The sequence below is a fragment of the Methylocystis rosea genome (assembly GCF_003855495.1).
In the GTDB taxonomy this organism is placed as follows: Bacteria; Pseudomonadota; Alphaproteobacteria; order Rhizobiales; family Beijerinckiaceae; genus Methylocystis; species Methylocystis rosea_A.
Map to the genome: position 1 here is coordinate 2162796 of NZ_CP034086.1, position 25473 is coordinate 2188268.

The following is a 25473-nucleotide window of genomic DNA, read 5'->3' on the forward strand; positions in this document are numbered from 1 at the left end:
GACAGGCGCCCTAAGCGGATTGATCGAGTTTGCGCGATGGCCGCGCCAATGATTGCTGCGGCGCCGCGCGACGCCGCGTCAGCGCGCCCGGATCTTCTCGCGCCGCACGGCGTGAAATTTCGCGCTCCGATCGCGCCGCGCCGGTCATAGCGCCCACGATGCGCGCCGCCGCCCGCTGCGGCGTCGAGCGCATCACGCCGAGCAACGCCTGCACGACCTCGCCGTCATCGGCAATGCCAGGCTGGGCGCAAAGAAAGATGCGCGTCGCCGATTCGAGCGGGACGCCGATCGCGTTGAGCGCCAGAGCGAGCGCCTCGCCGAGATGATCGACGACGAGCGCGCGCGCCCGTTCCTTTCGGCACTCGAGCGCTTCGGAGAGGAGAGCGGCCATCGCGTTGCGATCAAGGCGTTGCGCCGCGGCTTCCAGTTTCTCGAGGAAAGCGTCGTCGGCGCGAAGCGGCGCTTCGGTCGCGCCGCTCGCCAATATTTGGCGGCAGGCGTTGAGCACGATCGCCGTGCGCTCGAGCCGGTTCGCCGCAAGGAAAAGCGGTTCTGGATCGAGATCCAGGTCGTCGCGATCGAGCAACATGCGCGCAAGAGTCAGATCATCGCGCGCCGCCATGACCAACGCCCGCCTGGACGCCGAATCGAAATGCGCAGCGAGATTGCCGGCGAGCCCGCGAAGCACTTCGCCCTCGCGGCGTGAGGCAAGCGCCAGCATCGTCTCCCGATCGAGGTCGCGGCGGCGGGCGACGGCCGCCGCGAATTGCGCCGGCCCCTGCTCGGCGGTCGCGATCATGTCCCGCTGCGCGAGCTTAGGCGCGAATTGAAAGGCAAGCGCGGCCGCAGCGCCGCCCTTGTCGAAAAGACGCGCGAAAATCGAGGCGGGCGTTTCGGGATGGAAGCAGAGCGGCAGCGCCGCGCGGGCTACTGTTTCTGCATCGACAATGTCGATGAGCCCGAGCGCGAGCTGTTCGAACTGCCGGATGTCGGCCATCGAATGCATCGATCGCTCGACGAACTGATCGACGACCGCTCGAAGCAGCGACGCGTCGACCATCCGACGCTGTTCCCTATCGGCGCCCATCACTTCACCACTCGAACCCATACGCAACTTGCAGAAAATTTAGCATCCGGTCGTTGACGGAGCATTAACCCTCGCCAATTCCTAATCGTTAGGGACGGCTGATTCATCGTCGGCGGAACGAGCTTGGAGAAATCGCCATGGGGAAGGTCATCGCCTTCCAGATGCGCACGAGAGCGGCGTCGAAACGCCGCGAGGCGCCCGAACGCGACGCGCAGATCCTGTTCTTTCTCGGCGTGCGCTATGTGCGGATGGAGGACGCCCTCGTCAATCCACAGGAGAAGCCTGCTCCGGAGTCCTGCGGCGCGCCGCAGGGCGGCGGCAAGCGCAGGCGCCGGGTCCGCGCCTGACCTCAGTCGGCAAGAACGAGCGCCCAATAGACCTTATATTTCGCCCCGGCCGCGTAGGCCGTCGCGATGCCCATCCGTTTCACGCGTTTATCCAGCATGCGCGCATTATGCGGCGCGGAATCGCGCCAGCCGGAAAAAGCTTCCGCCAGCGTGCGATAACCCGCTGATACGTTCTCCACGGCCGCCGGCGTTTGAATGCCCGCGCCTGCGAGGCGGTCGCCGAGTTCGCCGCGCGCCGCAAGATCGCCGCTTTGCGCCATGTCCCGCGCCTGCGTCTCCGCGACGCGCTGCAGCCCGTCATCCAGCGTGAGAGCGCCGAGCCCGCTGTTGCGTCGATAGAGCGAAATCATGTCGCGCGCGGTCACGGGATCGACGTGCGCGCCCGTCGCCGCCAAAGAACGATACATCGGCGACTCCGGCCCGGTCGCCCGAGGCGCAGGCTCTTGCCCGGCGTTGCAGCCGGCAAGCGCGCCGAGCGCCAGGAGAACGGCGATGCGGAGAGGAGACAACAAGGACATCGAGCGCATCTCGCTCCTCATTGTTTGAGAAACAATGAATGGCGGGAGTTACTTCGCTTGCGCATCGTCCGGCGTCGCAGCGTCCTCCTTCGAGTCGTCGGACCGTTCGGTGCGCTCATCTTCGCTCTTGCCGCCCACCAGATTGGCTTCGATCGCCAGCGCGCTCGCGACGGCCGCTGCGGCCAGCTTGTCGAGTTCGGGAATGTTGACGATTGTCGGCGGCGGCGGCGAAGCCGCCGGACCGATCGAGATTCCGGCGTCGTTGAGGCGCTCATAGAGATCGAAGTGCAAGTCACTGCGCACGCGCGCGGACTGCTCGACATCCTCGACGTAGCACCAAAGCTCGAATTTGAAGATGTTCGCCTCCATGCCGAGGAACATCACTTGCGGCGCGGGTATCCGCAAAACGCTTTCCTGCGCGCGCGCCGCCGCAAGAAGAATGTCGCGCATTCTTTCCGGATCGACGCCGACATGCGGCGAAATGGCGATCTTGATGCGGCCGACCTTGTCGCCGCGCAGCCAGTTCTTCACCACACCCGCGACGAGATTCGAATTCGGCACGATCATCGTCGCGCGATCGAAGGTCTCGATCTCGGTGGAGCGGACATTAATGCGTTTGACATAGCCCTGCTCGTCGCCGACCACGACCCAGTCGCCGACGCGAATGGCGCGCTCCCACAGCAGGATGAGGCCGGAGACGAAATTGTTGACGATCGATTGCAGGCCAAAGCCGATGCCGACCGAGAGCGCGCCGGCGACGATCGCGAGTTTTTCGAAACCGAGCCCGACATAGGACAGTGCGAGCGCTGCCGCGAAAATGAAGCCGGCGTAGCCAAGCGTCGCGCTGATGGAGTTGCGCAAACCGAGATCGAGCCGGGTGAGCGGCAGAAAGCGCGCGTCAAGCCAGCGCCGCAGCCCCTGCGTTGCGGCGAGCGCCGCGGCGAAGAGCAGCATCGCCACAAGCGCGCTTGAAGGAGAGATCGTGACGTCGCCGATCTTGAAGGAAACGAACGCCGAGCGAATATTGCCCAGGAAATCGCCCGACTCATAGCCGAGCGGCGCAAGCGCCACCAACGCCGCCGCGAGGAAACAGAGCAGCGTGACAATGCCGGACAGGAGCACGGCGAGCGGCGCGAGCTGCTCACGGCGCACGCCAAGACCGGTGATCAATTTACGACCGAGGAAACTCGTCGGCGCAAGCGCCGCCTCGATGCCGCCGCGCGAAAGGGTGACGACGACATACAGAATGGAGATGACCGCCGCCGTCCAGCCGATCTGCAGGATGACGAAATTGGCGAAAGTGACATAGCCAGCCGCGCACGCCCCCACGAGCACGAGCACGATAAGCGCGCCGAAGAAACGCGCGGCGCTCATCCAGTCGCGGCCCTCGGGGGTGGCGACGGCGGCGCCCTCCTCGACTTCGACTCGGCTTGGCAGATTGAAGAGGGCGATCGCGATGAGCGCCGCGACGATCATAACGCCGAGGCCGCGCGTCACGATCACGATAGGAAGCCCCCCCTGCACGGACTCTTCCAACTGCTCCAGGAACCGCGCCGCGGAAAGAGTCACCGCAGCCAGCGTGACGAGTTGCGTGAGACGTTTCGCAAGCCGATCGCCCGGATCAATCAGCCGCCAGTTCGGATGCGCGGGAGCAAGGACGGCGCGCGCGATGGCGTAGGCGAAGGCGATGCGCGCTACGCCCTCGACAAAGCGTCGCCAGATCGGTTCGAGCGCGCCGTCGATAAGATCATAGGCGTCGAAGGCGATGCTTAAAGCGCCGACCGCCGCGACCGGCACGGCCGCGATGACGAGCGCCGTCCATCCGGCGGCGGCCGCCTTGCGCAAAGGCGTCGGAGCAGACTCGTCCGCCGAACGCCGGACGACGCGCCGCGCCATGAAGAGCGCCAAGGCGACGCTCGCTGCGATCAGAAAAATGACGGCGAAAAACTGCGCGCGTCGGCCATTGTTGACGCGATCGACGACGTTCGCCGTTCGATCGGAAAGAAAGGTCGCAGAATCGCTGATCACGGCGGGCGCCCCGTCGAGCGCGGCGCGCCACAGCGAAGGCGAGAATAGACCGTCCGTGCGCAGAAAGAGATTCTTCGCAAAGAGCCCGCGCTGGCGCGCGACAATCGTGACGGCGACCTGCCGCGTCTCGAGCAACATGGCGCGCGCGCGTTTGAGAGTCGCGTCGACCGCGTCGTACAGGCGACGCTGCTCTTGGAGTTCGGCGTCAGCGCTGACGCGCGCGGCCGCGTCGGCGGATTCTGGCCCGTTCGGCGTCGCTTCGGGCGTGGGGACCGGCGGCCCTCTCGCCGGCGGCGGCTTCGCGACGCCGTTCTTTGCAGCAGGTTTGGCCAGAGGCTTGGACTCCGCCGGCTTCTCGGGCGCTTTCGGAGCCTCTTTTGGCGGCTCCTGCGGTTTTGCGGCGGCGGGCGCAAGCTCCTTCAACCGCGCATCGATCGCGGCAAGACGCGGCGTCAGCTTTTCGATCGTTTCCTCGAGTTCGTGCGGCAAGGGTTCTATACGCGCGCGCAGACTGCGCAGCGCGGCGTCGGAAAGCTCGGGCTGCTCAAGCGTCTTCTGCACCTCATCCAACGTGGCGCGCGCGCGATCGAGACGCGCGTTGAACTGTTCGATCGACGCCGGCGCTTCGTCGGCGCGCAGTTCGGGGGCGGCGAGCGTCGCAATCAGGATGGCGATCAGGAGCGTCAGTATGCGCACATGCGGTCCTTGGGTGGAGCGAGCCGATCAAATCGGTTTCGAGCACGCAGGCGAAAGGTCAATCTTGCGGCGGTTCGAGTTCGTCGCGGTAGGACCGCTTGTCGCCGTTCCGGTCGACCACGGTCCACCCCCCCCGCCCATCCGGCGCGGCGGAGCCCTCGGCGACCCGCGCTTTGCCGAACCCGCCGGGAATGTCGAGCACATAGGCCGGCAGCGCAACGCTGGTCACGCGGCGCGACAGGTCTTCGTAGATTCTCCTGCCCGCCGCGAGGCTGAGCCGAAAATGCGCGGTCCCCGGCGCGAGATCTGGATGGTGCAGATAATAGGGCCGAACGCCCAAACCTGCCAAATCGCGCATCAGCCGCTCCAAGACGTCGACGTTGTCATTGACGCCCTTGAGCAGCACGGTCTGGGAGAGAAGGACTGCGCCGGCCTCGCGCAACTGCGCGATCGCCGCGCGCGCCGGTTCGGTCAATTCGCGCGCATGATTGACATGCAAGGCGACGAACAGCGTCTTGCCGCTCTCGCGAAGCGCGGCAAGCCGATCGCTCGTCACGAGATCGGGCGCGACCGTCGGCGCGCGCGTATGGACGCGCAACAGCCGCACATGCGGAATCTCGGCAAGCCGGCGCGACACGGCGCCGAGTCGACGCGCCGACAGCATCAACGGATCGCCGCCGGTGAGGATCACTTCGAAAATCTGCGGTCGCCGCGCGATATAGTCGAGCGCCGCCGCGACGTGACGCTCGGGCAGCAGATCGCCTTTCCCGCGACCAACCGTCTCGCGCCGAAAACAAAAACGGCAGTAGACGGGACAGACGGACAGCAGCTTTAGGAGCACGCGGTCGGGATAGCGATGCACGAGCCCCGGAAGCGGCGAATGGGCGTCGTCGCCGATGGGATCGGCGCGTTCCTGCGGCGTCGTCGCGGCCTCGCGAAGATCGGGGATAAATTGCCGCGCAATCGGATCATTCGGATCGTCACGGTCGATCAGCGCCACGATCTCCGGCGTGACGGCGATGCTGTAGCGCTGCGCCACCCGATCGAGACCGTTGACCTCGCTCATGAGGCGCGCGTCAACCAGATCGGCGATCGAGGTAAGCGTGCGCGACGGCGCGCGCATTGGCGCAGCGGCGTCTTGATCCCGCGGCACGCGTTTCTCCGCCGCGCAATCGCTCTCTCTCCCGCGCAGCGGGGGAGAGTTGGAGAGGGGGCGATGCGGTTTGCGCTCGGCTCGAATATATTCCCCCTCCCTTTCCCTCCCCCGCTGCGCGGGAGAGGGAGGCGTCAAGCGTTCCGCGAAAAAATCATCCGCGCGGTTCGTTATTGCTTCGCCCCACGCGCGGCGCGCTTGGCCAGCGTGCGCAGCCGCAGCGCGTTGAGCTTGATGAAGCCTTCCGCGTCGCGCTGGTCGTAGGTTCCGCCTTCTTCGAAAGTGACAAGGTCCTGATCGTAAAGCGACCAGGGGCTTTCGCGACCGACGAGCGTCGCCGAGCCCTTGTAGAGCTTGATGCGCACGCGGCCCGTGACATGCACCTGGCTCTTGTCGATCGCGGCCTGCAGCATCTCGCGCTCCGGCGCGAACCAGAAGCCGTTATAGATCAGTTCGGCGTAGCGCGGCATCAGCTCGTCTTTGAGATGCGCGGCGCCGCGGTCGAGCGTCAGGCTTTCGATTCCGCGATGCGCGACGAGCAGAATCGCGCCGCCGGGCGTCTCATACATGCCGCGCGACTTCATGCCGACGAAGCGATTTTCGACGAGATCGAGTCGCCCGATGCCGTGAAGACGCCCCAGATCATTGAGCTTGGCGAGGAGCGCCGCCGGCGAAAGCTTGACGCCGTCCACCGCGACGGCGTCGCCTTTTTTGAAGTCGATCGTGACATATTGCGCCGCGTCCGGCGCATCTTCGGGATTGCCGGTGCGCGAATAGACGTAATCAGGCGTTTCCTGAGTCGGATCTTCGAGCACCTTCCCTTCCGAAGACGTGTGCAGAAGATTGGCGTCGGTCGAGAACGGCGCTTCGCCGCGTTTGTCCTTGGCGATCGGGATCTGGTTCTTTTCGGCGAAGGCGATGAGATCGGCGCGCGAGACGAAATCCCATTCGCGCCACGGCGCGATCACGGTGATATCGGGCTCGAGCGCGTAATAGCCGAGTTCGAACCGCACCTGGTCGTTGCCCTTGCCGGTCGCGCCATGGCAGACCGCGTCGGCGCCCATTTTGCGCGCGATCTCGATCTGCTTCTTAGCGATGAGCGGGCGCGCAATCGAGGTGCCAAGCAGATAAAGCCCCTCATATTGGGCGTTGGCGCGGAACATCGGGAAGACATAATCGCGCACGAATTCTTCGCGCAGATCCTCGATGAAGATGTTTTCAGGCTTGACGCCCAGAAGCAGCGCCTTCTCGCGCGCGGGCTCGAGCTCCTCGCCCTGACCGAGATCGGCGGTGAAGGTGATGACTTCCGCGCCATAGGTCGTCTGCAGCCATTTCAGAATGATCGAGGTGTCGAGCCCCCCGGAATAGGCGAGGACGACGCGTTTGATTTCTGTTTTCTGGCGGGTCATTTTGGCTCTGGCTCGGCGGGAGGCGATTTGCGCGCGGACTATAGGCGCCGCGCGCCCGAGCGCAAGGCGGCGCGACGCGGCCCACGTGCGCGCAGGAGAAACGACGTGAAGCGAACATTCGCCCTGACGGGCGTCCTTTCTTTTCTGGGGCTATCGGGTCTCTGCGCGCAAACCGACCAGCGCGTATGGACGCTCGGCGGACTGGAGGAGAAAAACGCCGACAGCATCTATCTTGGCTATGGGGTGCCGGAGAGCGACGACAGCCTTGGGAGCTTCACCTGCACGCCAGGGGGCGGCGTGGTCAAAATCTGGATCGCCGAAACCAGCGCCAAGCTTAAAGCGGGAGGCAAGACGACGGCGATCTTTTCGGTCGGCGAAAAGACGGCGAAGGTCGCCGGCAAGCTCGTGCCCAATGAAGAAGCGGGCGTGCCGAGCTTCGAAGGGAGCCTGCCGGCGAAAGACCCGATCTTCGCGGCGATGGCCGGCGGGGAAACGCTCGACATCGCCGTTGGCGGAACAAAGCGATCGGCGCCCCTCGCGGACGCAGCGGAAAAATTCAAGAAATTCGCCGCAGCCTGCGCCAAACGCTAAAGCCTCGTTTTTTACGTTGGAGCCCCCTAAATTGGCGCAATGAGCAGCCGTTCGACAAAAACTCCGACACGGTCCAAGGTCGCCGGCCTGACGCCGGCGCGCCGCCGTGCGCTCGACATTCTCACGCAAGCGAACCGCCCGGTCGGCGCTTATGAGATGATCGATCTCATGGCCGACGAAGAAGGCAAGCGCCCCGCGCCCGTCTCTGTCTATCGCGCGCTCGGCTACCTTATGGACAACGGCCTCGCGCATCGGCTTGCGTCAAAAAACGCCTATATCGTCTGCGGCCATGCCCATGAAGCCGAGGAGCCGGTCGTTTTCATCATTTGCGAGCAATGCGGCGAGGTGAAAGAGGCGACGTCGCCCGGATTTGCCCGCGAACTCGCGGCGCTCGTCGGAGCGGCGCATTTCAGCGCCCGCACGCGCGTCGTTGAAATCGCCGGGCGCTGCGCCCGATGCGAAGGCAAATAGCCATGCGCGGCGCCGTGCGCTGGCTCGCGCCGCTCTTCTTTCTTGTCGCGTCGCTGGCCTTCGCGGCGGTGAACTATCCGCCACTCGCTGGTCGGGTGGTCGACGAAGCCGATGTCATTCCGCCGTCCACGAAAAGCGCGATCGAGACAAAGCTGAGGGATCTCGAGGATAAATCCGGCATTCAGCTCGTTGTCGCCTCTGTCAATTCGCTGGACGGCCTGGACGTCGAAACCTACGCCAACGGCCTGTTTCGCGCTTGGAAGCTCGGCGAAGCAAAAAAGAACAATGGCGTTCTGTTTCTGGTGGCGCCGAACGAGCGCAAAATGCGCATCGAAGTCGGCTATGGCCTGGAAGGGACGCTCACCGACGCGCTGTCGAAGATCATTTTGACGAGCGCGGTGGCGCCGCGATTCAAAGCGCGAGACTACGGCGCGGGAATCGAACGCGGCGTCGAGGGGATCATCGAGGTGCTCTCCGGCGATTCCGCGGAATGGACAAAACGCGCGCGGGGGCCACAGTCCACGACCTTCGATGAGCTTTCCCCGCTCATTTTTTTCGCTCTTTTTCTGTTCATCGTGGTCTGGATGGCGCGTAGCGCGCGCGGCCGGCAACGGTACCAGCGGAGTTACAGGCGCGGCGGCCCCCCTTTCATCGTCTTGCCCCCGAGCGGCGGCTTCTGGGGGGATGATTCTCGCGGCGGGTGGGGAGGGGGAGGCGGTTTCGGAGACGGCGGCGGCTTTTCCGGCGGCGGCGGCTCATCGGGTGGCGGCGGCGCTTCGGGGGATTGGTGATGCAGCTCACGGCGGACGACTTCGAGCGCATCGCGGAGGCGATTCGTCGGGCCGAAGAAAAAACCTCCGGCGAGATCGTCTGCGTGCTGGCGCGTCGCTCATCCGATTACGCCTTCGTGCCACCGCTCTGGGGCGCATTTATCGCGCTAGCGTCGCCTTGGCCCATGCTGCTTTTCACCCAACTTTCGCCTCGTGAGATTTTTGCGGCGCAGATCGCCATCTTTATCGTTGCGACGCTCGTCGTTTCCTGGGGACCGGTGCGCTTTTTCCTGACGCCGCGCGCCGTGAAGCGCGCCCGCGCCGCGCGCGAGGCGATTGAGCAGTTTTTCTCGCGCGGCGTCTCCGCCACCAAGGCGCGCACGGGCGTGCTCATTTTCGTCTCATTCGCCGAGCGTTACGCGCGCATCGTCGCGGATGACGCCATCGCCGCAAAGATCAGTAATGACGAATGGCAGGCCGCTCTCGATTTGCTGCTGCGAGACCTGCAACGCGAACGGCTCTCGGACGGCTTTGTCGCGGCGATCGAGGAATGCGCGCGCCTCCTGGCGCGGCATGCGCCGCCCGGCGCGAGCGGCGACGAACTGCCGGATAAAATCTATGTGATGTAGCGGGCCGCGCCTTGGCCGGGCGACCCATGCGCGTCCACGCTCATGAGGCCTCTCGTTCGCGCGCGACTTCCCGCCAGCCGATGTCGCGGCGGCAAAAGCCGCCCGGCCAATCGATGAGGTCGACCGCCGCGTAAGCGCGCGCCTGAGCTTCGGCGACGCTTTCGCCTAACGCCGTGACATTCAGCACGCGACCCCCGGCAGCGAGGAGTCGTCCGCCTTCTTCGCGCGTGCCGGCGTGGGTGATGGCGACGTCCTCGACGGCTTCGGCGCACTCCAAATTGCGAATTTCCGAGCCGGTCATTGGCGTTCCCGGATAGTTTTTCGCCGCCAGCACCACCGTCAGCGCCGCGAGCGGCGAAAACCGCGGTCGGTGCGAAGGCGATTCGCCCCGCGCGGCGTCAAGCATCAGCTCGAGAAGATCGCCCTCGAAACGGGGCAGAATGACCTGCGCCTCGGGGTCGCCGAAACGGCAATTGTATTCGATCAGCTTTGGCCCGTCCTGTGTCAGCATGAGTCCGGCGTAGAGCACGCCCTTGAACGGCGCGCCCTTGTCGCGCATGGCGCGCATCGTGGGCTCGATGATCTCGGCCATCACGCGCGCTTCTATTTCTGGCGTCACCACTGAAGCCGGCGAGTAGGCGCCCATGCCGCCTGTGTTCGGCCCCGTGTCGCCGTCGCCAACCCGCTTATGATCCTGGGCGGCCGTGAACGGCAGCGCGCGAACGCCGTCGCAAATCGCAAAGAACGACGCCTCTTCGCCTTCAAGACATTCCTCGATGACCACCTCCGCGCCCGAGAGTCCAAAAGCGCCCGCGAACATCGCCTGCACGGCGCGTTCCGCTTCCTCGAGCGTCCGAGCCACGACGACGCCTTTGCCGGCGGCGAGCCCGTCCGCCTTGACGACGATCGGCGCGCCCTGCTCACGCAGATAGTGTAGCGCCGGCTCGAGCGCAGCAAATCGCGCATAGCTCGCGGTCGGAATCCCGTAGTCGCGACACAAATCCTTTGTAAAACCCTTGGACCCTTCAAGCTGAGCCGCCGCCTGAGTTGGCCCGAAGGCGAGGATCCCGTGCTTCTCCAGTTCGTCGACGAGACCGCCGATCAGCGGCTGCTCGGGTCCGACAACGACGAGCGCAATTCCCGCATCGCGACAAAAGTCGATCACGGCGGGGTGGTTGGCGACGTCGAGATCGACGTTATCTCCCACGCGAGCCGTCCCCGGATTGCCTGGGGCGATATAGAGCCCCGTCAGCAGCGGGCTTTTCGTTAGCGCATTGGAGATCGCATGCTCGCGACCGCCCGATCCGATCAGAAGAACATTCATTAACGCTCGCCCGGTTGCTTCGTTTCCGCTTCTAGAGCGCGCGGACGCCAAAAGGCAATGCGCTGCCGAAATGCTGTGCTTGCCCGTTGCGTAAGCGCCGCTAGCTATCGGTCCGGGGGCTAGCGGCTGGAGTGTCCCACATGTCCATTACCCGAGAGATCTCTTCGCATGACAATGCGGTCGCCTATGGCGGCCTCATTGACGCCATTGGCGGCGTCGCCACCATCGTCCTGGTGATTTGCGGTTTAGTTGGAATAGCGCCCCCCATGATGGTCGCAATCGCGACGATCGTGTTTGGCGTCGCATTGTTGATTCAAGGCGGAGCTATGCTGTCGGAATATATGCAGGTCGTGTTTCCCGGCGGCGTTCGAACCGCTTCCGTGGAACAGATGGGCGGCAATAGTCTCGCGCTCGTCTTCCTCGTCGGCGCTGCAGGCATAGTGCTGGGCGTTCTGTCGCTCCTTGGAATCAGTCCGGCAATCCTGACCCCGGTCGCGGCGATCGGCTATGGCACCGCTCTGTTGCTGAGCAGCAACGCCGTGTGGCGCCTGTATGTGCTGCGACGCGCCTCCGCTCAGATGGAGACCGCGATCGGACAGTCGCAACATGTCGGCGCCGAGATGCTCGCGAGCGAAATGGCGTCGGGTTCAGCGGGCATTCAGGCGCTCGCAGGACTGGCGGCGATCGTCCTCGGCATACTGGCGCTTGCCGGCAGTCCCGCCGATTTGACCCTGAACCTGGTCGCACTGCTCGCGCTCGGCTCGACGATCGTGCTCACGGGCAGCACCCTTAGCGCCACGGTTCTGAGTTTTATGCGAACCTGAGCGCAGCGCCTGGAAACAAATGCCCCCGACAAGCCGTCGGGGGCATTTTTCTGCCTCGCCAAGGTCCCAGACGGCTTCCCTCCCGGAGTGAAAATGCTCTAAAGACAGCGCAATCTCTCTTTGCGAGGCGATATGGCGCGGCAGTTCATCTATCACATGCAGGGCCTCAGCAAGACCTATCCGGGCGGCAAGAAGGTCTTGGAGAACATCAATCTCTCCTTTTATCCCGACGCGAAGATCGGCGTTCTCGGCGTCAACGGCTCCGGCAAATCGACGCTGCTGCGCATTATGGCAGGCGCCGACAAGGAATATTCTGGCGAGGGCTTCGTCGCCGAGGGCGCGCGGGTCGGCTATCTGCCGCAGGAGCCGCAGCTCGACCCGACGCTCGACGTGCGCGGCAATGTCATGCTTGGCGTCGCCGACAAGAAGGCCATTCTCGATCGCTACAACGATCTCGCCATGAATTATTCGGACGAGACCGCCGACGAGATGACTAAGCTCCAGGACGAAATCGAGGCCAAAGGTCTTTGGGACTTGGACAGCCAGGTCGATCAGGCGATGGACGCGCTTGGCTGCCCGCCGGACGACGCTGACGTCACCAAGCTTTCGGGCGGCGAGCGGCGTCGCGTCGCACTGTGCAAATTGCTGCTCGAACAGCCGGAAATGCTGCTCCTCGACGAACCGACGAACCATCTCGACGCTGAAACCGTCAACTGGCTCGAAGGACATCTGCGCCAGTATCCCGGCGCAATCCTGATCGTCACCCACGACCGCTATTTCTTGGACAATGTCACCGGATGGATATTGGAGCTCGATCGCGGTCGCGGCATCCCTTACGAGGGCAATTACACCAGCTGGCTGAAGCAAAAGCAGAAGCGACTGGCTCAGGAATCCTCCGAGGACAAGGCGCGCCAGCGGGCGCTTGAAGCCGAGAGCGAGTGGATCGCCGCTTCGCCAAAGGCGCGGCAGGCCAAAAGCAAGGCGCGCATTCAGCGCTATGAGGAACTCGTCGCCAAGCAGAACGACAAGGCGCCGACGACCGCGCAGATCGTCATTCCGGTGGCCGAACGCCTCGGCGACAATGTCATCGACTTCGACCATCTGTCGAAAGGCTATGGCGACACGCTTCTGATCGACGATCTCTCCTTCAAACTGCCGCCCGGGGGCATCGTCGGGGTGATCGGGCCGAACGGCGCCGGCAAGACGACGCTGTTTCGCATGATCACCGGACAAGAGAAGCCCGACAACGGGACGATCGAGATCGGCGACAGCGTGCAGCTCGGCTATGTCGACCAGTCGCGCGACGCGCTGCACGCCAACAAGTCCGTCTGGGAGGAAATCTCGGACGGCAATGAGGTGATCTATCTCGGCAAGCGCGAGATCAACAGCCGCGCCTATTGCTCGGCCTTCAATTTCAAGGGCGCCGATCAGCAAAAGAAGGTCGGTCAGCTTTCAGGCGGCGAGCGCAACCGCGTGCACCTCGCCAAGATGCTGAAGAGCGGCGCCAATGTGTTGCTGCTCGACGAGCCGACCAACGATCTCGACGTCGACACGCTGCGCGCGCTCGAAGAGGCGCTCGTCGATTTCGCCGGCTGCGCCGTCATCATCTCGCATGACCGCTTTTTCCTGGACCGCATCGCGACGCATATTCTCGCCTATGAAGGCGACAGCCATGTCGAATGGTTCGAAGGCAACTTCGCCGATTACGAAGAGGATAAGAAGCGGCGCCTCGGGATCGACAGCGTCATTCCGCACCGGCTGAAATATAAGAAGTTCGCGCGGTGACGATGGCAGATGCGCTTTGGCCTGCTTTCATACGCCGCAAAAGCTTCTCTCGTCTTGCCTGATTAGCTGCTCCGTTCTCAGCCGGGCGTTACAATCGCGACCTCCGGGAAATACGTTCGATAACGCGCAACGTCTCGGGTCAGCAGGGGAGCGCCGAGAGTTTCCGCCTGCGCGCCGATAAAGAAATCCGCCAGTACATTCGTCTTGGCGCCGCCGCGTATCCGATAGTCGCGAAACGCCTGCCCGGCGCGCCAGAGGGCTTGACGCGACATTGTGGAATGTTCAGCCCCGAGCGCGCCTAAAAAGTCGGAACAATCGGCTTCGGCCGTAAAGCCGGTCGCCAGTTCCGCAAAGACGGCATCGACGATCAAGATCGCTCCAAGCGACATTCTTCGTTCGAGCGCCTGCTGCGACGCTTCAAACCAATTGGAATCATGCGTCAGCAGGTCGATGAAGATATTGGTGTCGACAAGCGTCAATCGTCGCCCCGCAGGAGACGCATCCACTCGTCAGTCGTCGTTCGAAATTTCACGCCCTTGCGATCCAGCGCGGCGAGCGCCCGCTCGATCTTGCCCCTCGCCGCCTTCAGCGCCGCGGGGTCCGCCTGAGCTGCATCACTTCGCTCCACCAGCACGCCGCCCTCCGGCCTTGCGCGCACGCTGACGCGGTCGCCGGGCCGGATGCCGGCCGCTTCGCGTACGGCCTTTGGCAAGGTGACCTGGCCCTTTATGGTGACTTTTGTGCTCATGACGCCAAAGGGTAATACTCGCTCAAGAAAGTAATACCCATTCAATCGAGGCGTCAATCTGCGGGCACGCTCATTGGGACGTCCGCCCAAACGCCTTCCGCAGTTCGTCCTTCGCCTGCTCCAGCACCTGTCGGCGCGCGTCGGGCAAATCCTTGCCGGCCCGGTTGATGTAGAAGGTCAGCATCGACATAGCGGAACGGAACGGGTCCGCTTTGCGCCGCTCGCTCGCCTCCGCCGACCGCTTCAGGGAGCGGGCGATCTTCACGGGGTCGTCCCATGTGAACACCCCCGCGTCGAGATCGAGCGCGTTGCTGTGGCTCGTGACCTCGCCCGACCAGTAGTTGGTCGCGGTCTTTGAACTTTTTGCCGGCGCGCGGCTTTTCGGCTGCCTTGGCGCCATCATCCGCCTCATCTCAGAAGCGCTTGTCAGGAGCGCTGTCAGTCAGGAGCCTTGGCCAGGTAGTCGGCCGCCCACAGAATTCAATGTCCCCGAAGCGTGGCCGCCACGAATTCGCCATCTGCGCGTGGCGCATTTCCCAGCTGGGCCGTGGGCGGCCGCGAGGGATTTTTTAGATGAGACTATTCCGCCGAGCCGCCGCCTTTGTCGCCATTGGCGCTCTGCCGCTCGCGGGCTGCGCGCCGCAGGAGTCGCCCGTCGCGTCAGCTCCCGCCGCCTATGAAGAGGCCGCTAAGGCGACCGAACTCACCGGCCAGGACGCGCTGCATGCGCGAATTTCCCATTACGCCCGCATCTACGACATTCCGGAATCGCTCATTCATCGCTCGATCCGCCGAGAGAGCAATTACAATCCCCACGCCCGCCATGGACCCTATTGGGGGCTGATGCAGATCCGTCACGACACGGCGCGGCACATGGGCTATCAGGGCCCAGCGAGCGGTCTTCTCGACGCCGACACCAATCTTGCGTTCGCGGTGCCTTACCTCGCCAACGCCTATAAGGTCAGCGGCGGCGACGAAGGCCGGGCGATCAAGCTTTACGCCGGCGGTTACTACTACGAGGCGAAGCGCAAGCGGATGCTCGACGAGCTGGTGACGTCCGCCTCTCAGTGAACCGTAAAAGCCTTATTGGTTTTTCGGGGTGAAGGTGCTGCGCACCCGCCCCCCCTGGGCCGCGCCGCCCTGCACGGTCGCCATGCCGGTCGCCACGTCATAGACGAGCTTGTCGCCCTTCACGATGTTCTCGGCCTGGGTGAGCGTGACGTTGCCGATGAGATAAACCTTGTTTTCGGCCTTGTCGTAGCTGCCCCGATCGCCCGTGCCGATCTGGTCCTTTGAAACCAGCGTCACCGGACCTTCGGCGTCGATATGTTTGACGCGGTCGTTGGTCGTCGCGGCGGGTTGTCCCCCGCCCTTTCCCTCGAGAAAAATGATGAGGCGCGAGGCCTTCAGCGTCGAGGGCCCATTCGTGACGATGACGCTGCCGGAGTAGATGAGCTTCTGCTCCTTCTCGAAATAATCGAGCTTGCCCGCGTCGATGTTGAGCGGATCCTTGGCGGAGGCGCCCGGCAGAATGCCGCCCGAGCGGCCTGCGGCGCTGGCCGGCGTCGCGGCGACGAGCGCAGCTAGGGGAAGAACGAAGAGGTGGCGGCGCATTTAGTCCTTGATCGCAGCGCCGGACGTTTGCGAAGGCGCATCGCCCTCACCGTATAGCACCGAATGGACGCCGCCCGCGAAAGTCGCGTGGCGGTCCTTTTGGGAAAACTCAACAGATTGCGCGGTGACCTCGCCGCCGTCGATCTTCAACAGCACGGGCTTGTCGGACGTCATCACGCTGTCCTTGAAATCCATTACCGCCGACTCGAGCCGCATATCGAAGTTGTTGTCTTCGTGGATGTTGACGCCGCCGGTCATATCGGCCCGATCGGCTTTCCTGTTGTAGACGCCCTTCGCCGCCGACAGGACTATGGAATTGTCCTTGGCGTTCTCGACCCGGACCTCGAGCTGATCGAGTTCGAAAACATCAGGCTTCGCCAGATCCTGCGTGCCCACGAGCGCGCGCACCTCGTAGGGACGTCCGTCCTTGCGATAGCCGACGAGCTTGGGGCTCTCGATGACGATGCGGGACCCCTTGAGCGCGACGCGCGCCAAGCTCAGATCGGCGGGCAGAAAGCGCAGCGAGCTGATCAGAAGGCCGAGGCCGACAATTCCAACGACGCCGCCTGCCCCCCAAAGGATCCAGCGGCGCAGGTGCGCAACGCGCGTCGTGTGGCGCAGCGCCTCCGGAAAGGCGCTCTGGCGCGGCGCAACAAGGCCGCCCAGGCGATCGCGAGCGCTGGGCGCCGGCAAGACGTCGGTCATGACGTGATCATGAGGCGTGCAGGTGGCGAATTCGAGGCAAAGCCAAAGCCTCGATCGCCAGAGCCTTACTCATGGGCGAAAATATCGGTTTCCGGCCAGCCGGCGAGGTCGAGCCGGGCGCGGGCGGGCAGAAAGTCGAAACAAGCCTGCGCCAGTTCGGCGCGGCCCTCGCGGGCCAGCATGGCGTCGAGCTTGTCCTTGAGCTGATGCAGATAAAGGACGTCCGACGCCGCATAGGTCTGCTGCGCGTCGGTAAGGATCGGGGCGCCCCAGTCCGACGACTGCTGCTGCTTCGAAATCTCGACGCCAAGAAGCTCGCGCACGAGATCCTTGAGGCCATGCCGGTCCGTATAGGTGCGGGCGAGCTTGGAGGCGATCTTGGTGCAATAGACCGGCGCCGGAACGAAGCCGAAGGTCTTGGCCAAGATGCCGATGTCGAAACGGGCGAAATGGAAGAGCTTCAGAATGGCCGGATCTGCGAGCAGGCGCTCAAGATTTGGAGCGCGCGTTTGACCGCGCCCGAACTGGACGAGCTCGGCGTTCCCGTCGCCGAAGGAGAGCTGCGCCAGGCACAGACGGTCACGATGCGGATTGAGGCCTAGAGTCTCGGTGTCGATCGCGACAATGGCGCCAGCGCCGATCCCCTCGGGGAGATCGCCCTGGTGGAGGCGGATGGTCATGCGGCTCGAATCATTCGATGTGGAGCGGACAGTCTATCGCAGAATGCGCAAGGCTTGTCGAAGCGCGGCGGGGGTTTGCGCCCGACGCGCTCGCCTGCGCGGCGAATTGTGCTAACTAATGGCTGGGCCCTGGTCGAGGGACCTCCTGGCCCAGGGAGTAACCCCATGCGTTACATTCTTGCTTTGATTGTCGCTTGCGCAATTGCCGCGCCGCCCGCCTCCGCGGCGTCCTCGAAATCCAGCGCCAAATCCGTTTCGGCCGCAAAGTCGGACCAGGCGACAAAAACCGGCAAGCGCAGTCGGCAGAACGCCGATCGCGGCGGCGCCGGCGGCATCCATCCGTTGGTTGGAAGCGGCGACTATTAGGGCCGGTTGAACCCGCAGGGCTTCCGCTGGCGCTCGGCGAGCTGCGGTTCGCCCGGAACCGACCCGCCCGACCGCGCAAACTGCTCCTCTTGTCAGACGCCTGCCAAGTCTTCACTCTATTGCGATGCAAAATCGCGACGAGAGAACGCCGGTGAACGATCCGACCAATGGCCTCAACGGCTCCGACCGCCGCTTCAACATGCTGGTCATCGAACTGGCGATCCGGCTGTTCGCGATCGGCGCGCTGATCTACTGGACCTTCATCATCGTCCTGCCTTTCGCGGCGATTATTCTGTGGAGCGTCGTGCTCGCCGTGGCGCTCTATCCGATCTTTCGCGTGGTGGCCGAAATATTGGGCGGCCGGCCGATCGCCGCCGCCATTTTGGTGACGATCGCCGGCCTCGTGCTGATCATCGGGCCCGTCACATGGATGGCCGTCGGCGCCATCGACCCCATCAAGGCGGTGATGGCGGGCATTGAAACCGGCGATATCGCCGTCCCGCCGCCGCCGGCCTCGATCAAGGACTGGCCGTTCGTCGGCGAGCAGCTTTATTCCTTCTGGCTGCTGGCCTCGACCAATCTGCGCAGCGCCTTCACCCAAGTTTTGCCGCAGCTGAAGCCCGCCGGGGAATTTTTGCTCGAAATGGCGAAGAGCGCCGGCGCGGGCACGCTCAAATTTCTGGTCTCCGTCCTGCTCATGGGCTTCATCCTCGCCGCCGCGCCGCAAATGCTCGCAGGGGCGCGCGCGCTGTCGCGGCGGATCGATCCTTCGAGCGGCGAGAAATTCGTCGATCTCGCCGGCGCGACGATCAACGCGGTTTCACGCGGCGTCATGGGCCTGTCGCTCTTGCAGGCCGTCGTTGGCGGCGCCGGCATGTATCTCGCCGACGTGCCGGGCGCGAGCCTTTTGACTCTCGCCATCCTCGTCCTCGGCATTATTCAGATCGGGCCGTTGCTCGTCGTCGCGCCCGTCATCTTCTGGGGATGGACGACGTTAGCGACCGGGCCGGCGCTGGCGCTGACGGTTTGCATGCTCAGCGTCAATTACGTGGACAATGTGCTGAAGCCGTTCATTTTCGCGCATGGGCTGTCGACGCCGATACCGGTGATTTTCGTGGGCGTGATCGGCGGCGTTCTCGCGCATGGCATCGCCGGCCTGTTTGCAGGACCGGTCGTGCTCGCCGTCGTTTGGGAGCTGACGAAGGCCTGGATCGCCGACGACCTCAAATTGGTCAACGAAACGGCCGCCGAGCCCGACTTCAACGTGGAGACGTCGCCGGCGCTATCGTCCGCGCAAGGCGTTAAGAACCTTTAGGCCGGCGCGGCCATTGCGCTGCAAGCCGGCGCGCGACTGAAAATCGGCGATCGCCTCTTTGGTTTTCGTTCCGATCACGCCATCTGAGTCGCCGACGTCATAGCCGCTGCGGGTCAGAAGCGCTTGCAGTTCGCGGCGCTCGGCGCGCGAGAGGCCCGGATCGTCTGTCGGCCATGGCGTCTGAATGCCCGGCCTTCCGCGCAGCCTGTCGGACAGTACGCAGATCGCCAGCGCGTAAGATTCGGAGGCATTATAGGCGTAGACCGCGTCGAAATTTTTCGTCACCAGGAACGCGGGTCCGTTCCGCCCCGCCGGCAGGAGCAGCGCCGCAGTTCCCTCGCCGAGGCCGCCGCCGTCGAGGCGCGTCACGCCGCGCGACTGCCAGAAGCCCATCGATTGGCGGCCCTTGCGGCCGGAAGGTCCGGAATAGGTTTCCGGCAGACGCACTTCGAAGCCCCAGGGCGTTCCGGCATGCCAGCCGCTCTTGCGCAGATAATTCGCCGTCGAGCCGAGCGAGTCGGCTGCGGAGCTGGCGATATTGCGCCTGCCGTCGCCGTCGAGATCGACCGCCATGCCGAGAAAGGTCGACGGCATGAATTGCGTGTGGCCGAAGGCTCCGGCCCAGGAGCCGTAGAACTCCTCTGGCGCGATATCGCCATGGTCGAGGACTTTGAGCGCGGCGATGAATTCCTTGCGCCAATAGTCGTTGCGGCGCGGCGCTTCGCAGGCGAGCGTCGCGAGGCTCTGCACCACGGGGCGCTTGCCGAAGCTCTTGCCGAAGTCGGATTCGACGCCCCACACGGCGACAATGGTCGGAGCGTCGACGCCGTATCGGCCTTCCGCCGCGTGCAGCGCGCGGGCATGCTGATGCAGCATCACGCGCCCTTCGTCGACGCGCTCCTCGTCGACGAGCCCGGCGACATAGTCCCAAACGGGCGTCGTAAACTCCGGCTGCTTGTCCATGAAGCTGACGGCGTCGTTGGGGGTGAGCCCATTCGTCGCCGACGCGATGGTCTGCTGGCCGACGCCGGCTCTGGCCGCCGCCGAGCGCAGGCTGGAGAGGCAGCTCGACCATTCGGCGCGGGCGGGCGCGGCCGTGAGCATGAGCGCGGCAAGCGCCGCCAGAAGATGATTCGCGTTCATGGCGCGAATTCTAGCGCAAGGACGCGGCTTTTTCATGAGTTGGATGGGCGTCCCTTGGGAGCGGCCGCAGGCCTTGTCGCCCGACCGATGCTTGAAACAGTGACCACAATAGGCATATTGTGCACATTACATGCACAGAGCCAACCCGCCATGATCAGCGCCTTCCTAGACCAAGTGACCGACCGGCGGGGCGGCTTCATTTCGCCGCAGCGCGTGAGCGAGGCGCTGCATGTGCCTCTCTCCAGGATTGCGCGGCTCGCCAAGGTTCATCGCAATACGCTTGCCCAGCGACCGGAGTCGCCGCTGGTGCAAGAACGCCTCGGCGACGTCGCCAGGATCATCGCCACGGCGACCGAGCTTCTCGGCGGCGAACAGGGCCGCGCCATCGTCTGGTTCATGCATCAGCCGCTCTCTGGTTTCGATGGACGCACCGCGGAGGAGCTGGTCGCCGCCGGCCATAGCGACGCCGTGGTGGCGCATCTCGATCTGCTGCGCGAGGGCTCCTACGCGTGACGGCCAAGCGCGCGCCGACGATCGCCGTCGCGCGCCGCTATTGGCGGATGCTCGCGCCGAAATTGGCCCATGATCCCTTGAGCGGCGCCGGGGCCGCCGCGCGCGGCGGGCGCTTCAATCCGCCGGGCCTATCGGCGCTCTATATGTCCGAGGACTTCGCGACAGCGGTCGCGGAATATGAGCAGGACCTCGGCATCAGGCCGGGAACGCTCTGCGCCTATGAAGTGACAAGCGAACGAATAGCGGACCTCGGCGATATTCCAACGCTTGAGGCGCTCGGCGTCGATGCCGCGATATTGAAGAATCCGTGGAAACAGATCGCCTTCGTCGAAAGGCGCGCGCCGCCGAGCTGGGCGCTCGCCAAGCGTCTGCTTGCGCAAGACATCGACGGCGTGCGCGTCCCTTCGGTTCAGGCTTCGGGCTTCAATCTCGTCCTTTGGCGATGGAATATCGAAGGCGCGACAAAAGTCGCGGCGCTCGATCCGCTGCGCGACCTTCCCGCCGATCAATCCTCTTGGACGCGATGATCGCACGTCACTCGCAGACGCGGCGCGGGCGGGAGCCGATCACGTCGCCATATTCGTCGAAGACGGGACGGCGCTCGACCCAGCACACCGGCGGCGGCGCGACATAAACGGGTCCAGGCGCATAGACGACGGGCGGCGCGGAACTGGCGAGCGCCCCGCCGGTGATGGCGCCAAGCGCAAACCCGCCAATGCCCGCCGCAATGGCCGGGCCGGCGGAATCGGCGCGCGCTGGCGCAATCGGCGCCAGGGACGCGGCGCCGAGAGCCAAAGCCGCCAAAAGCGTCGCAATAGTTCTGCGCATCATACTCTCCCAAGAGGGGCGAGCCACATGTCCGCACGCGCTGCGCCGGCAAGCTCGCTCGATGGGACAATAGGAGCGATCCCGTAGACGAATCGTTAATGGCCCGCCAAGCGAAGCTTCAAAGCTGCGAGACCCGCGGCTTGCCGGAAGGCGACTTCGGCGCCGGCTTGACGGGAGTCTGCTCCCTCTCGCCCTCGCCGCCGCCCGTCCTGATCGCCGGCGCGTCATTCGCCTCCGACGTCGGGGTCTTGGCGCGGAACGCGGCGGCCAGCGCCTTGGCCGCGGCAAGCTCCTTGGAATCCAGCCGGGCGCCGATTTCGTCGCGCTTTTTGGCCGCGTCTTCATCACCCTGGTCGGCCGCGGCGGAAAACCAAACGTAGGATTGCTGCAGATCGCGGCTGATCCCAAGGCCCCGGGCGTAGAGGATGCCGAGATTGAACTGGCTGTCACGGATGCCGTATTCGGCCGCCCGACGGAACCACTCCGCAGCGGCGGCGTAATCCGGCTTGCCGTCGCCGCCCTCGGCGAGCAGCACGGCGACATTATGCATGGCGCGGGCGTTGCCGGACTCGGCCGCGCGCTCGTACCACAGCCTGGCGCGGGCGTAGTCGCGCGCGACCCCAACGCCCCTCTCATACATCGAACCCAGCCGGTATTGGGCGAGCGCCAGACCCATACCAGCAGCTTTTTCGAACCAATGCGCGGCCGCCTTGGCGTCCCGCGCGGCGCCGCGTCCCTCGACAAGACGCGCGCCCATTTCATACTGGGCGGCCGGATTGCCCTCGACGGCGAGTCGCTCGATCGTCGCCAAGGCGTCGCCCGGCGACAGAGGCGGCGCCTCGATCGTTCCAGTGGGGGTCGGATCGATGTTCCGCTGCGCGGCGATGGGTCGTGCGACGGACGCCGCCGGCGCCATGTCCGAGGGAAGTTCTTTGAGAACCGGCCCGGGCATGGTCGGGCGTTGGGCGACCGGCGACGAGGCGCCGTTAGAGGCGAGACGCTTTTCCGGCGACAACGCCGGCCGAACCGCCTTGGCTGGCGCCTTCGCCTCCTGCTGTCTGAGCGACGGCCCCAGCGTCAAGCCGCCCTGCCCCTCCATGCGCGCGATCTGATAGGCGCCGATCAGCAGCATGACCGCGCCAATGCCTAGGAGCAGCGGACGCTTGCGGTCCTGAATGAGGGCGCTGAAATTGACGACGGCGGCGCCCTGCGGCTTTTCCCCAGCCTGTCCCGCGTGGCGCGCCGCTTCGGCCGACTGAGCGTCAGCCTCGGCCGCGGGCGTTTGCGCCGCGCGGCGCGCGGCGGCGATGAAGTCCAACTGAATCGAACTGCGATGTGCGGCCTGATCGGCCTCCGTTCCTGGGGGCGCCAGGAAAGGCTCGCGCCGTTCCACGCCCCCCTCGCCGACCGGCAGCAGGAACTCCATCGGATCGACCGGCGCCAAGGCTTCGCCGTCAGCATCTGAGGCGTCAGCGGCCGGCGCGCCTACCCGCTCGCGCGTATCATCGCCGCAAGGTTCGACACCGAGTTCTGCATCTGGCGAGCGCCGCGCGACGGAGCGGTTCTCGGTCCATTCGTCATCGACCACGCCCAGCCGTTTGACGACGCGCTCGAGCGTTTGATGCACCGCCGTCAGCGTTTCATTCGTGCGTTGACCGCTCGCGTCCTGCGTCCTGAGCAATTCGCTCAATTCGCGCTGCACAGCGACGCGCACGGCCGCCGGCTGAACGCCCGCCGCATCGCGGAGAACCTCCGTGGCGGCCCGGCGCACCGCCGCCTCCGCCGCCTGCGTCGTTGCGGACCGCGTGTCCTCCAGGCGCGCGAAAAGATCGTTGATCTTCGACTCAAAGCCGATGAGCGCGCCGCTCCCCGCGTCGATCCGTTCGAGCCGCTGCGCCAGGGCGCCGATCTGAGTTTCGAGCGACTTGAGCGCACCGTCATCGGCCGTGGGATCAGCCGACTGTTTCATGCGGTCGGCGAGCGACCCGACGAGAGCCGCCAACTCGCCCTCTCGTTTCTCGACGCTCCCGTCCTCTTCGACCCGCTGCGCGAATGCGGCGTGCATCCGGTCGAGGCGATCGACGATTTCGTCGAGCCGAGTGTTCTGTTCGCCAAATCTCGGCGCTGAGAATGGATCGTCGAGCCGGTCGATCTTGAACGAGAGCTGCGCGAGCTGACGCTCGACAGCCTGAAGATCAATGTCCCGCGCATCGGCGGCGAACGCGGCGTCCATTTTCCTGTCGAGGCCGCGCACCAAATTCTCGAGCGCGGCGAAATGTTCGGAATCGCCGACGCCCCCGGGGTTTTCCAACCGCGCGGCGATCGTCTGTCGAAGCTCGTCGATGCGCTGCGCGAGATCGGCGAACTGACGCTCGGCGTTCTGTTCGGCAAGCATGGCCTCGATGCGCGCGAGCGATTCTGTCGGCGCGCTGTCCCCGACGCGGGACTCGAAGCGATCGAACCTGCGGCCGATCTCCTCGAACGCCGACGCGTGACCGTCGCCGTCCAGCGCCGTATCGATTTTTTTGGCGAGCGTTGTGATGAGCGCTTCGAGGGGGGCCATGTTGGCGGCGCCGCGATCGATGCGCTGCGCCAGCGTCTTGCCGAGTTCGTCGATGCGCGCGCCGATTTCATCGAATCGCGCCGCCGCCGTTTGTTCGACGACGACGTCAAGCTTGCGCGCGAGCCGCTCCAGCCGCTTGTTGAAGGTCTCCAGTCCCTTGCCTGTTTCCGCCGCGACGATGGAGCGGATCGCCTTGACCACTTCGCCGAGATCCGCGCCGGACGCGCCACGTGAAAGCGCCAGCGCGTCGACTCGCTGCGTGACGTCGATGATGCGTGTTTCGATCCTCTCAAGCGGCAGCGGCCGCGCCATGAGCGCCGTCAGCTGTTCCTTGATCTCATGAGTTTCACGCGCGAGGTCGCGCACAGCCGAAGCGTTCGCAACGTCTCCATTCTGCAGCTTCTCCAGCCTGAAGCCGATCGTTTCGACGTCGGCGCGCAGGTTACGCACGATGGGCGTCGGATCGAGATCTTCGATCACGGCGCGCAATTCGCCGATAATTCTTTCGGCGGGCGCGAGCGTCTCGTCTGGAACGCCGCGGCCGCGTTGCGACTCGATGCCCTGGCGCAGATCGCCCATCGCCGTTTCGATAGCGGCGACGGATGCGCGCGGCGCAAGTTCGCCGATCGCTTGCGCCATATCCTGGAGTTCGCGACGGACGTTTTCGATTTGTCGCATCATCACAAGCTGCTGGTCGCCGCGCTCGGCGGCGTCCTCGCGAAAGCTGTCTAAACCCTGCGTGACGGAATCGATCGAGCGCTGCAGCGCCTCAAAGCGCGATCCGGACGCGTTCTCAGACCCGCCGAGGGCGTCGTCGAGCGCGCGTGGGCGCTGCGGGATTTTTGCGAAGGCTTCCAGAATTGGCCGGGCGGCCGCATCCGCGCTGCGCGCGCCGCGCCCACCGTCCGGGAAGCTGGCGTTTCGCGAGCCGGCTGAGGCGCCCGACGTCTCCGCTGGCTTCGCTGCGCGCCCGCGCGCCGCATTGTCGTCCAGGCGTCCTGCAATATCGGCGAGATGCTGATCAAGGCCGCGCAGCGTCTTCTCGACGTCGGCGCCGCGATGTTCGCCCGACAGCCGCGCCAGCCGCGCTTCGAGCTCCGCCAGCGCGCTGCGAATCGGCCGCGCATTCGCGGCCGGCTGTTCGCCGAGCTGGCTCTCGATACGGCTTTTGGAGAGCGCAGCGATCGACCGCCAGATGGCGTCTTCGTCGACGCCACGGTTCTCGTCGCTCGGCTCTTCCGCGTTGGGAAGATTTCCCCCCCAATGTCCGGTCTCGCGCTTATCTTCGGGCGACTCGGAATTCGGACGACCCTGATCAGGAAATTGCGCCTTGGTCATGTGGCTGTCCGGCGGGACCGACCCGTGG

General features: G+C 64.8%; 27 protein-coding genes. 12 read left to right on the top strand and 15 right to left on the bottom strand.

Annotated elements, in window-relative coordinates:
• Nucleotides 1–10 precede the first annotated feature (10 nt).
• A complete protein-coding gene (locus tag EHO51_RS10495; protein WP_245434551.1) occupies nucleotides 11–1060 on the bottom strand; it encodes a DUF2336 domain-containing protein in 1050 nt (349 codons plus the stop codon).
• Between the two features lie 164 nt (nucleotides 1061–1224).
• On the opposite strand from EHO51_RS10495, the gene EHO51_RS10500 reads away from it, so the two are divergent.
• The gene (locus EHO51_RS10500) at nucleotides 1225–1434 is read left to right on the top strand and encodes a hypothetical protein (RefSeq protein ID WP_124738854.1); all 210 of its coding nucleotides are present in this window, start codon (nucleotides 1225–1227) and stop codon (nucleotides 1432–1434) included.
• 2 nt (nucleotides 1435–1436) lie between these two features.
• Here EHO51_RS10500 and EHO51_RS10505 read toward each other — a convergent pair whose 3' ends face one another.
• The 4 genes from EHO51_RS10505 to EHO51_RS10520 all read right to left on the bottom strand — a co-directional run bounded on the left by EHO51_RS10505 (nucleotide 1437) and on the right by EHO51_RS10520 (nucleotide 7238).
• Nucleotides 1437–1961 (bottom strand): CAP domain-containing protein, encoded by a 525-nt coding sequence (locus EHO51_RS10505; RefSeq protein ID WP_124738855.1) that lies wholly within the window; start codon nucleotides 1959–1961, stop codon nucleotides 1437–1439.
• A gap of 39 nt (nucleotides 1962–2000) precedes the next feature.
• Complete coding sequence (locus EHO51_RS10510; RefSeq protein WP_124738856.1) at nucleotides 2001–4676, bottom strand: DUF3772 domain-containing protein; 2676 nt, start codon at nucleotides 4674–4676, stop codon at nucleotides 2001–2003.
• A gap of 58 nt (nucleotides 4677–4734) precedes the next feature.
• Nucleotides 4735–5799 (bottom strand): lysine-2,3-aminomutase-like protein, encoded by a 1065-nt coding sequence (locus EHO51_RS10515; protein WP_432431928.1) that lies wholly within the window; start codon nucleotides 5797–5799, stop codon nucleotides 4735–4737.
• A 200-nt stretch (nucleotides 5800–5999) separates the two neighbouring features.
• The gene (locus EHO51_RS10520; RefSeq protein WP_124738858.1) at nucleotides 6000–7238 is read right to left on the bottom strand and encodes an argininosuccinate synthase; all 1239 of its coding nucleotides are present in this window, start codon (nucleotides 7236–7238) and stop codon (nucleotides 6000–6002) included.
• 105 nt (nucleotides 7239–7343) lie between these two features.
• Between EHO51_RS10520 and EHO51_RS10525 the strand changes: the two genes are divergently transcribed.
• The 4 genes from EHO51_RS10525 to EHO51_RS10540 are packed head-to-tail and all read left to right on the top strand — an operon-like array spanning nucleotide 7344 to nucleotide 9699.
• The gene (locus EHO51_RS10525) at nucleotides 7344–7829 is read left to right on the top strand and encodes a hypothetical protein (protein WP_245434552.1); all 486 of its coding nucleotides are present in this window, start codon (nucleotides 7344–7346) and stop codon (nucleotides 7827–7829) included.
• A gap of 39 nt (nucleotides 7830–7868) precedes the next feature.
• Nucleotides 7869–8300, top strand: a complete 432-nt coding sequence (locus EHO51_RS10530) for a transcriptional repressor (protein WP_124738860.1) — start codon at nucleotides 7869–7871, stop codon at nucleotides 8298–8300.
• A 2-nt stretch (nucleotides 8301–8302) separates the two neighbouring features.
• Nucleotides 8303–9091: a TPM domain-containing protein gene (locus EHO51_RS10535; RefSeq protein ID WP_124738861.1), complete on the top strand. Its 789-nt coding sequence runs from the start codon at nucleotides 8303–8305 to the stop codon at nucleotides 9089–9091.
• Nucleotides 9091–9699: a TPM domain-containing protein gene (locus tag EHO51_RS10540; RefSeq protein ID WP_124738862.1), complete on the top strand. Its 609-nt coding sequence runs from the start codon at nucleotides 9091–9093 to the stop codon at nucleotides 9697–9699. Before EHO51_RS10535 ends, EHO51_RS10540 begins: the two co-directional genes overlap by 1 nt.
• Before the next feature lie 40 nt (nucleotides 9700–9739).
• Here EHO51_RS10540 and purD read toward each other — a convergent pair whose 3' ends face one another.
• Complete coding sequence (gene purD / locus EHO51_RS10545) at nucleotides 9740–11023, bottom strand: phosphoribosylamine--glycine ligase (protein WP_124738863.1); 1284 nt, start codon at nucleotides 11021–11023, stop codon at nucleotides 9740–9742.
• Between the two features lie 140 nt (nucleotides 11024–11163).
• Between purD and EHO51_RS10550 the strand changes: the two genes are divergently transcribed.
• Nucleotides 11164–11847 (top strand): hypothetical protein, encoded by a 684-nt coding sequence (locus tag EHO51_RS10550; RefSeq protein WP_124738864.1) that lies wholly within the window; start codon nucleotides 11164–11166, stop codon nucleotides 11845–11847.
• 132 nt (nucleotides 11848–11979) lie between these two features.
• Nucleotides 11980–13632 carry an energy-dependent translational throttle protein EttA gene (gene ettA, locus EHO51_RS10555; protein ID WP_018409087.1) on the top strand — a complete coding sequence of 551 codons (1653 nt, stop codon included), beginning with the start codon at nucleotides 11980–11982 and terminating at the stop codon, nucleotides 13630–13632.
• Nucleotides 13633–13709: 77 nt separating this feature from the next.
• On the opposite strand, the gene EHO51_RS10560 is transcribed toward ettA, so the two are convergent.
• The 3 genes from EHO51_RS10560 to EHO51_RS10570 form a co-directional block, all read right to left on the bottom strand.
• Nucleotides 13710–14111, bottom strand: a complete 402-nt coding sequence (locus EHO51_RS10560; protein WP_124738865.1) for a type II toxin-antitoxin system VapC family toxin — start codon at nucleotides 14109–14111, stop codon at nucleotides 13710–13712.
• Nucleotides 14108–14380 carry an AbrB/MazE/SpoVT family DNA-binding domain-containing protein gene (locus EHO51_RS10565; RefSeq protein ID WP_124738866.1) on the bottom strand — a complete coding sequence of 91 codons (273 nt, stop codon included), beginning with the start codon at nucleotides 14378–14380 and terminating at the stop codon, nucleotides 14108–14110. Before EHO51_RS10565 ends, EHO51_RS10560 begins: the two co-directional genes overlap by 4 nt.
• A gap of 70 nt (nucleotides 14381–14450) precedes the next feature.
• Nucleotides 14451–14780: a DUF3175 domain-containing protein gene (locus EHO51_RS10570; protein ID WP_124740116.1), complete on the bottom strand. Its 330-nt coding sequence runs from the start codon at nucleotides 14778–14780 to the stop codon at nucleotides 14451–14453.
• Between the two features lie 173 nt (nucleotides 14781–14953).
• On the opposite strand from EHO51_RS10570, the gene EHO51_RS10575 reads away from it, so the two are divergent.
• On the top strand, nucleotides 14954–15451 hold the full coding sequence (locus tag EHO51_RS10575; RefSeq protein WP_124738867.1) for a lytic transglycosylase domain-containing protein: 498 nt from the start codon (nucleotides 14954–14956) through the stop codon (nucleotides 15449–15451).
• Nucleotides 15452–15463: 12 nt separating this feature from the next.
• On the opposite strand, the gene lptA is transcribed toward EHO51_RS10575, so the two are convergent.
• From lptA to EHO51_RS10590, 3 genes are all read right to left on the bottom strand, one after another.
• Nucleotides 15464–15994 carry a lipopolysaccharide transport periplasmic protein LptA gene (lptA, locus tag EHO51_RS10580; RefSeq protein WP_124738868.1) on the bottom strand — a complete coding sequence of 177 codons (531 nt, stop codon included), beginning with the start codon at nucleotides 15992–15994 and terminating at the stop codon, nucleotides 15464–15466.
• The gene (gene lptC / locus EHO51_RS10585) at nucleotides 15995–16699 is read right to left on the bottom strand and encodes an LPS export ABC transporter periplasmic protein LptC (protein ID WP_124738869.1); all 705 of its coding nucleotides are present in this window, start codon (nucleotides 16697–16699) and stop codon (nucleotides 15995–15997) included.
• A 65-nt stretch (nucleotides 16700–16764) separates the two neighbouring features.
• Nucleotides 16765–17379 carry a ribonuclease D gene (locus tag EHO51_RS10590; protein ID WP_124738870.1) on the bottom strand — a complete coding sequence of 205 codons (615 nt, stop codon included), beginning with the start codon at nucleotides 17377–17379 and terminating at the stop codon, nucleotides 16765–16767.
• Nucleotides 17380–17544: 165 nt separating this feature from the next.
• Here EHO51_RS10590 and EHO51_RS10595 point away from each other — a divergent pair, with 165 nt between their 5' ends.
• Both EHO51_RS10595 and EHO51_RS10600 read left to right on the top strand, forming a co-directional pair.
• Nucleotides 17545–17745 (top strand): hypothetical protein, encoded by a 201-nt coding sequence (locus tag EHO51_RS10595; protein ID WP_124738871.1) that lies wholly within the window; start codon nucleotides 17545–17547, stop codon nucleotides 17743–17745.
• A gap of 151 nt (nucleotides 17746–17896) precedes the next feature.
• Nucleotides 17897–19060 (top strand): AI-2E family transporter, encoded by a 1164-nt coding sequence (locus EHO51_RS10600; protein WP_124738872.1) that lies wholly within the window; start codon nucleotides 17897–17899, stop codon nucleotides 19058–19060.
• Here the strand turns inward: EHO51_RS10600 and EHO51_RS10605 are convergent.
• Complete coding sequence (locus tag EHO51_RS10605; RefSeq protein WP_164479382.1) at nucleotides 19028–20203, bottom strand: lytic murein transglycosylase; 1176 nt, start codon at nucleotides 20201–20203, stop codon at nucleotides 19028–19030. The genes EHO51_RS10600 and EHO51_RS10605 overlap by 33 nt on opposite strands.
• 150 nt (nucleotides 20204–20353) lie before the next feature.
• Between EHO51_RS10605 and EHO51_RS10610 the strand changes: the two genes are divergently transcribed.
• Nucleotides 20354–20716, top strand: coding sequence for a hypothetical protein (locus tag EHO51_RS10610; protein ID WP_124738874.1), 363 nt, complete (start codon nucleotides 20354–20356; stop codon nucleotides 20714–20716).
• Entirely contained in the window at nucleotides 20713–21243 is a 531-nt protein-coding gene (locus tag EHO51_RS10615) for an RES family NAD+ phosphorylase (RefSeq protein WP_164479383.1), read from the top strand. Before EHO51_RS10610 ends, EHO51_RS10615 begins: the two co-directional genes overlap by 4 nt.
• Before the next feature lie 7 nt (nucleotides 21244–21250).
• Here the strand turns inward: EHO51_RS10615 and EHO51_RS10620 are convergent, their stop codons facing one another.
• Nucleotides 21251–21547: a hypothetical protein gene (locus EHO51_RS10620; protein ID WP_432431907.1), complete on the bottom strand. Its 297-nt coding sequence runs from the start codon at nucleotides 21545–21547 to the stop codon at nucleotides 21251–21253.
• Between the two features lie 115 nt (nucleotides 21548–21662).
• Nucleotides 21663–25445: an SEL1-like repeat protein gene (locus EHO51_RS10625; protein ID WP_124738875.1), complete on the bottom strand. Its 3783-nt coding sequence runs from the start codon at nucleotides 25443–25445 to the stop codon at nucleotides 21663–21665.
• Nucleotides 25446–25473 lie beyond the last annotated feature (28 nt).

Bases quoted from the DNA above. Each gene is read 5' to 3' on its own strand.
- EHO51_RS10495 (WP_245434551.1), bottom strand. From the start codon at position 1,060: ATGGTCGACGCGTCGCTGCTTCGAGCGGTCGTCGATCAGTTCGTCGAG.
- EHO51_RS10500 (WP_124738854.1), top strand. From the start codon at position 1,225: ATGGGGAAGGTCATCGCCTTCCAGATGCGCACGAGAGCGGCGTCGAAA.
- EHO51_RS10505 (WP_124738855.1), bottom strand. From the start codon at position 1,961: ATGCGCTCGATGTCCTTGTTGTCTCCTCTCCGCATCGCCGTTCTCCTG.
- EHO51_RS10515 (WP_432431928.1), bottom strand. From the start codon at position 5,799: ATGCGCGCGCCGTCGCGCACGCTTACCTCGATCGCCGATCTGGTTGAC.
- EHO51_RS10520 (WP_124738858.1), bottom strand. From the start codon at position 7,238: ATGACCCGCCAGAAAACAGAAATCAAACGCGTCGTCCTCGCCTATTCC.
- EHO51_RS10530 (WP_124738860.1), top strand. From the start codon at position 7,869: ATGAGCAGCCGTTCGACAAAAACTCCGACACGGTCCAAGGTCGCCGGC.
- EHO51_RS10535 (WP_124738861.1), top strand. From the start codon at position 8,303: ATGCGCGGCGCCGTGCGCTGGCTCGCGCCGCTCTTCTTTCTTGTCGCG.
- EHO51_RS10540 (WP_124738862.1), top strand. From the start codon at position 9,091: ATGCAGCTCACGGCGGACGACTTCGAGCGCATCGCGGAGGCGATTCGT.
- purD (WP_124738863.1), bottom strand. From the start codon at position 11,023: ATGAATGTTCTTCTGATCGGATCGGGCGGTCGCGAGCATGCGATCTCC.
- EHO51_RS10550 (WP_124738864.1), top strand. From the start codon at position 11,164: ATGTCCATTACCCGAGAGATCTCTTCGCATGACAATGCGGTCGCCTAT.
- ettA (WP_018409087.1), top strand. From the start codon at position 11,980: ATGGCGCGGCAGTTCATCTATCACATGCAGGGCCTCAGCAAGACCTAT.
- EHO51_RS10565 (WP_124738866.1), bottom strand. From the start codon at position 14,380: ATGAGCACAAAAGTCACCATAAAGGGCCAGGTCACCTTGCCAAAGGCC.
- EHO51_RS10570 (WP_124740116.1), bottom strand. From the start codon at position 14,780: ATGGCGCCAAGGCAGCCGAAAAGCCGCGCGCCGGCAAAAAGTTCAAAG.
- EHO51_RS10575 (WP_124738867.1), top strand. From the start codon at position 14,954: ATGAGACTATTCCGCCGAGCCGCCGCCTTTGTCGCCATTGGCGCTCTG.
- lptA (WP_124738868.1), bottom strand. From the start codon at position 15,994: ATGCGCCGCCACCTCTTCGTTCTTCCCCTAGCTGCGCTCGTCGCCGCG.
- lptC (WP_124738869.1), bottom strand. From the start codon at position 16,699: ATGACCGACGTCTTGCCGGCGCCCAGCGCTCGCGATCGCCTGGGCGGC.
- EHO51_RS10590 (WP_124738870.1), bottom strand. From the start codon at position 17,379: ATGACCATCCGCCTCCACCAGGGCGATCTCCCCGAGGGGATCGGCGCT.
- EHO51_RS10595 (WP_124738871.1), top strand. From the start codon at position 17,545: ATGCGTTACATTCTTGCTTTGATTGTCGCTTGCGCAATTGCCGCGCCG.
- EHO51_RS10605 (WP_164479382.1), bottom strand. From the start codon at position 20,203: ATGAACGCGAATCATCTTCTGGCGGCGCTTGCCGCGCTCATGCTCACG.
- EHO51_RS10610 (WP_124738874.1), top strand. From the start codon at position 20,354: ATGATCAGCGCCTTCCTAGACCAAGTGACCGACCGGCGGGGCGGCTTC.
- EHO51_RS10620 (WP_432431907.1), bottom strand. From the start codon at position 21,547: ATGATGCGCAGAACTATTGCGACGCTTTTGGCGGCTTTGGCTCTCGGC.
- EHO51_RS10625 (WP_124738875.1), bottom strand. From the start codon at position 25,445: ATGACCAAGGCGCAATTTCCTGATCAGGGTCGTCCGAATTCCGAGTCG.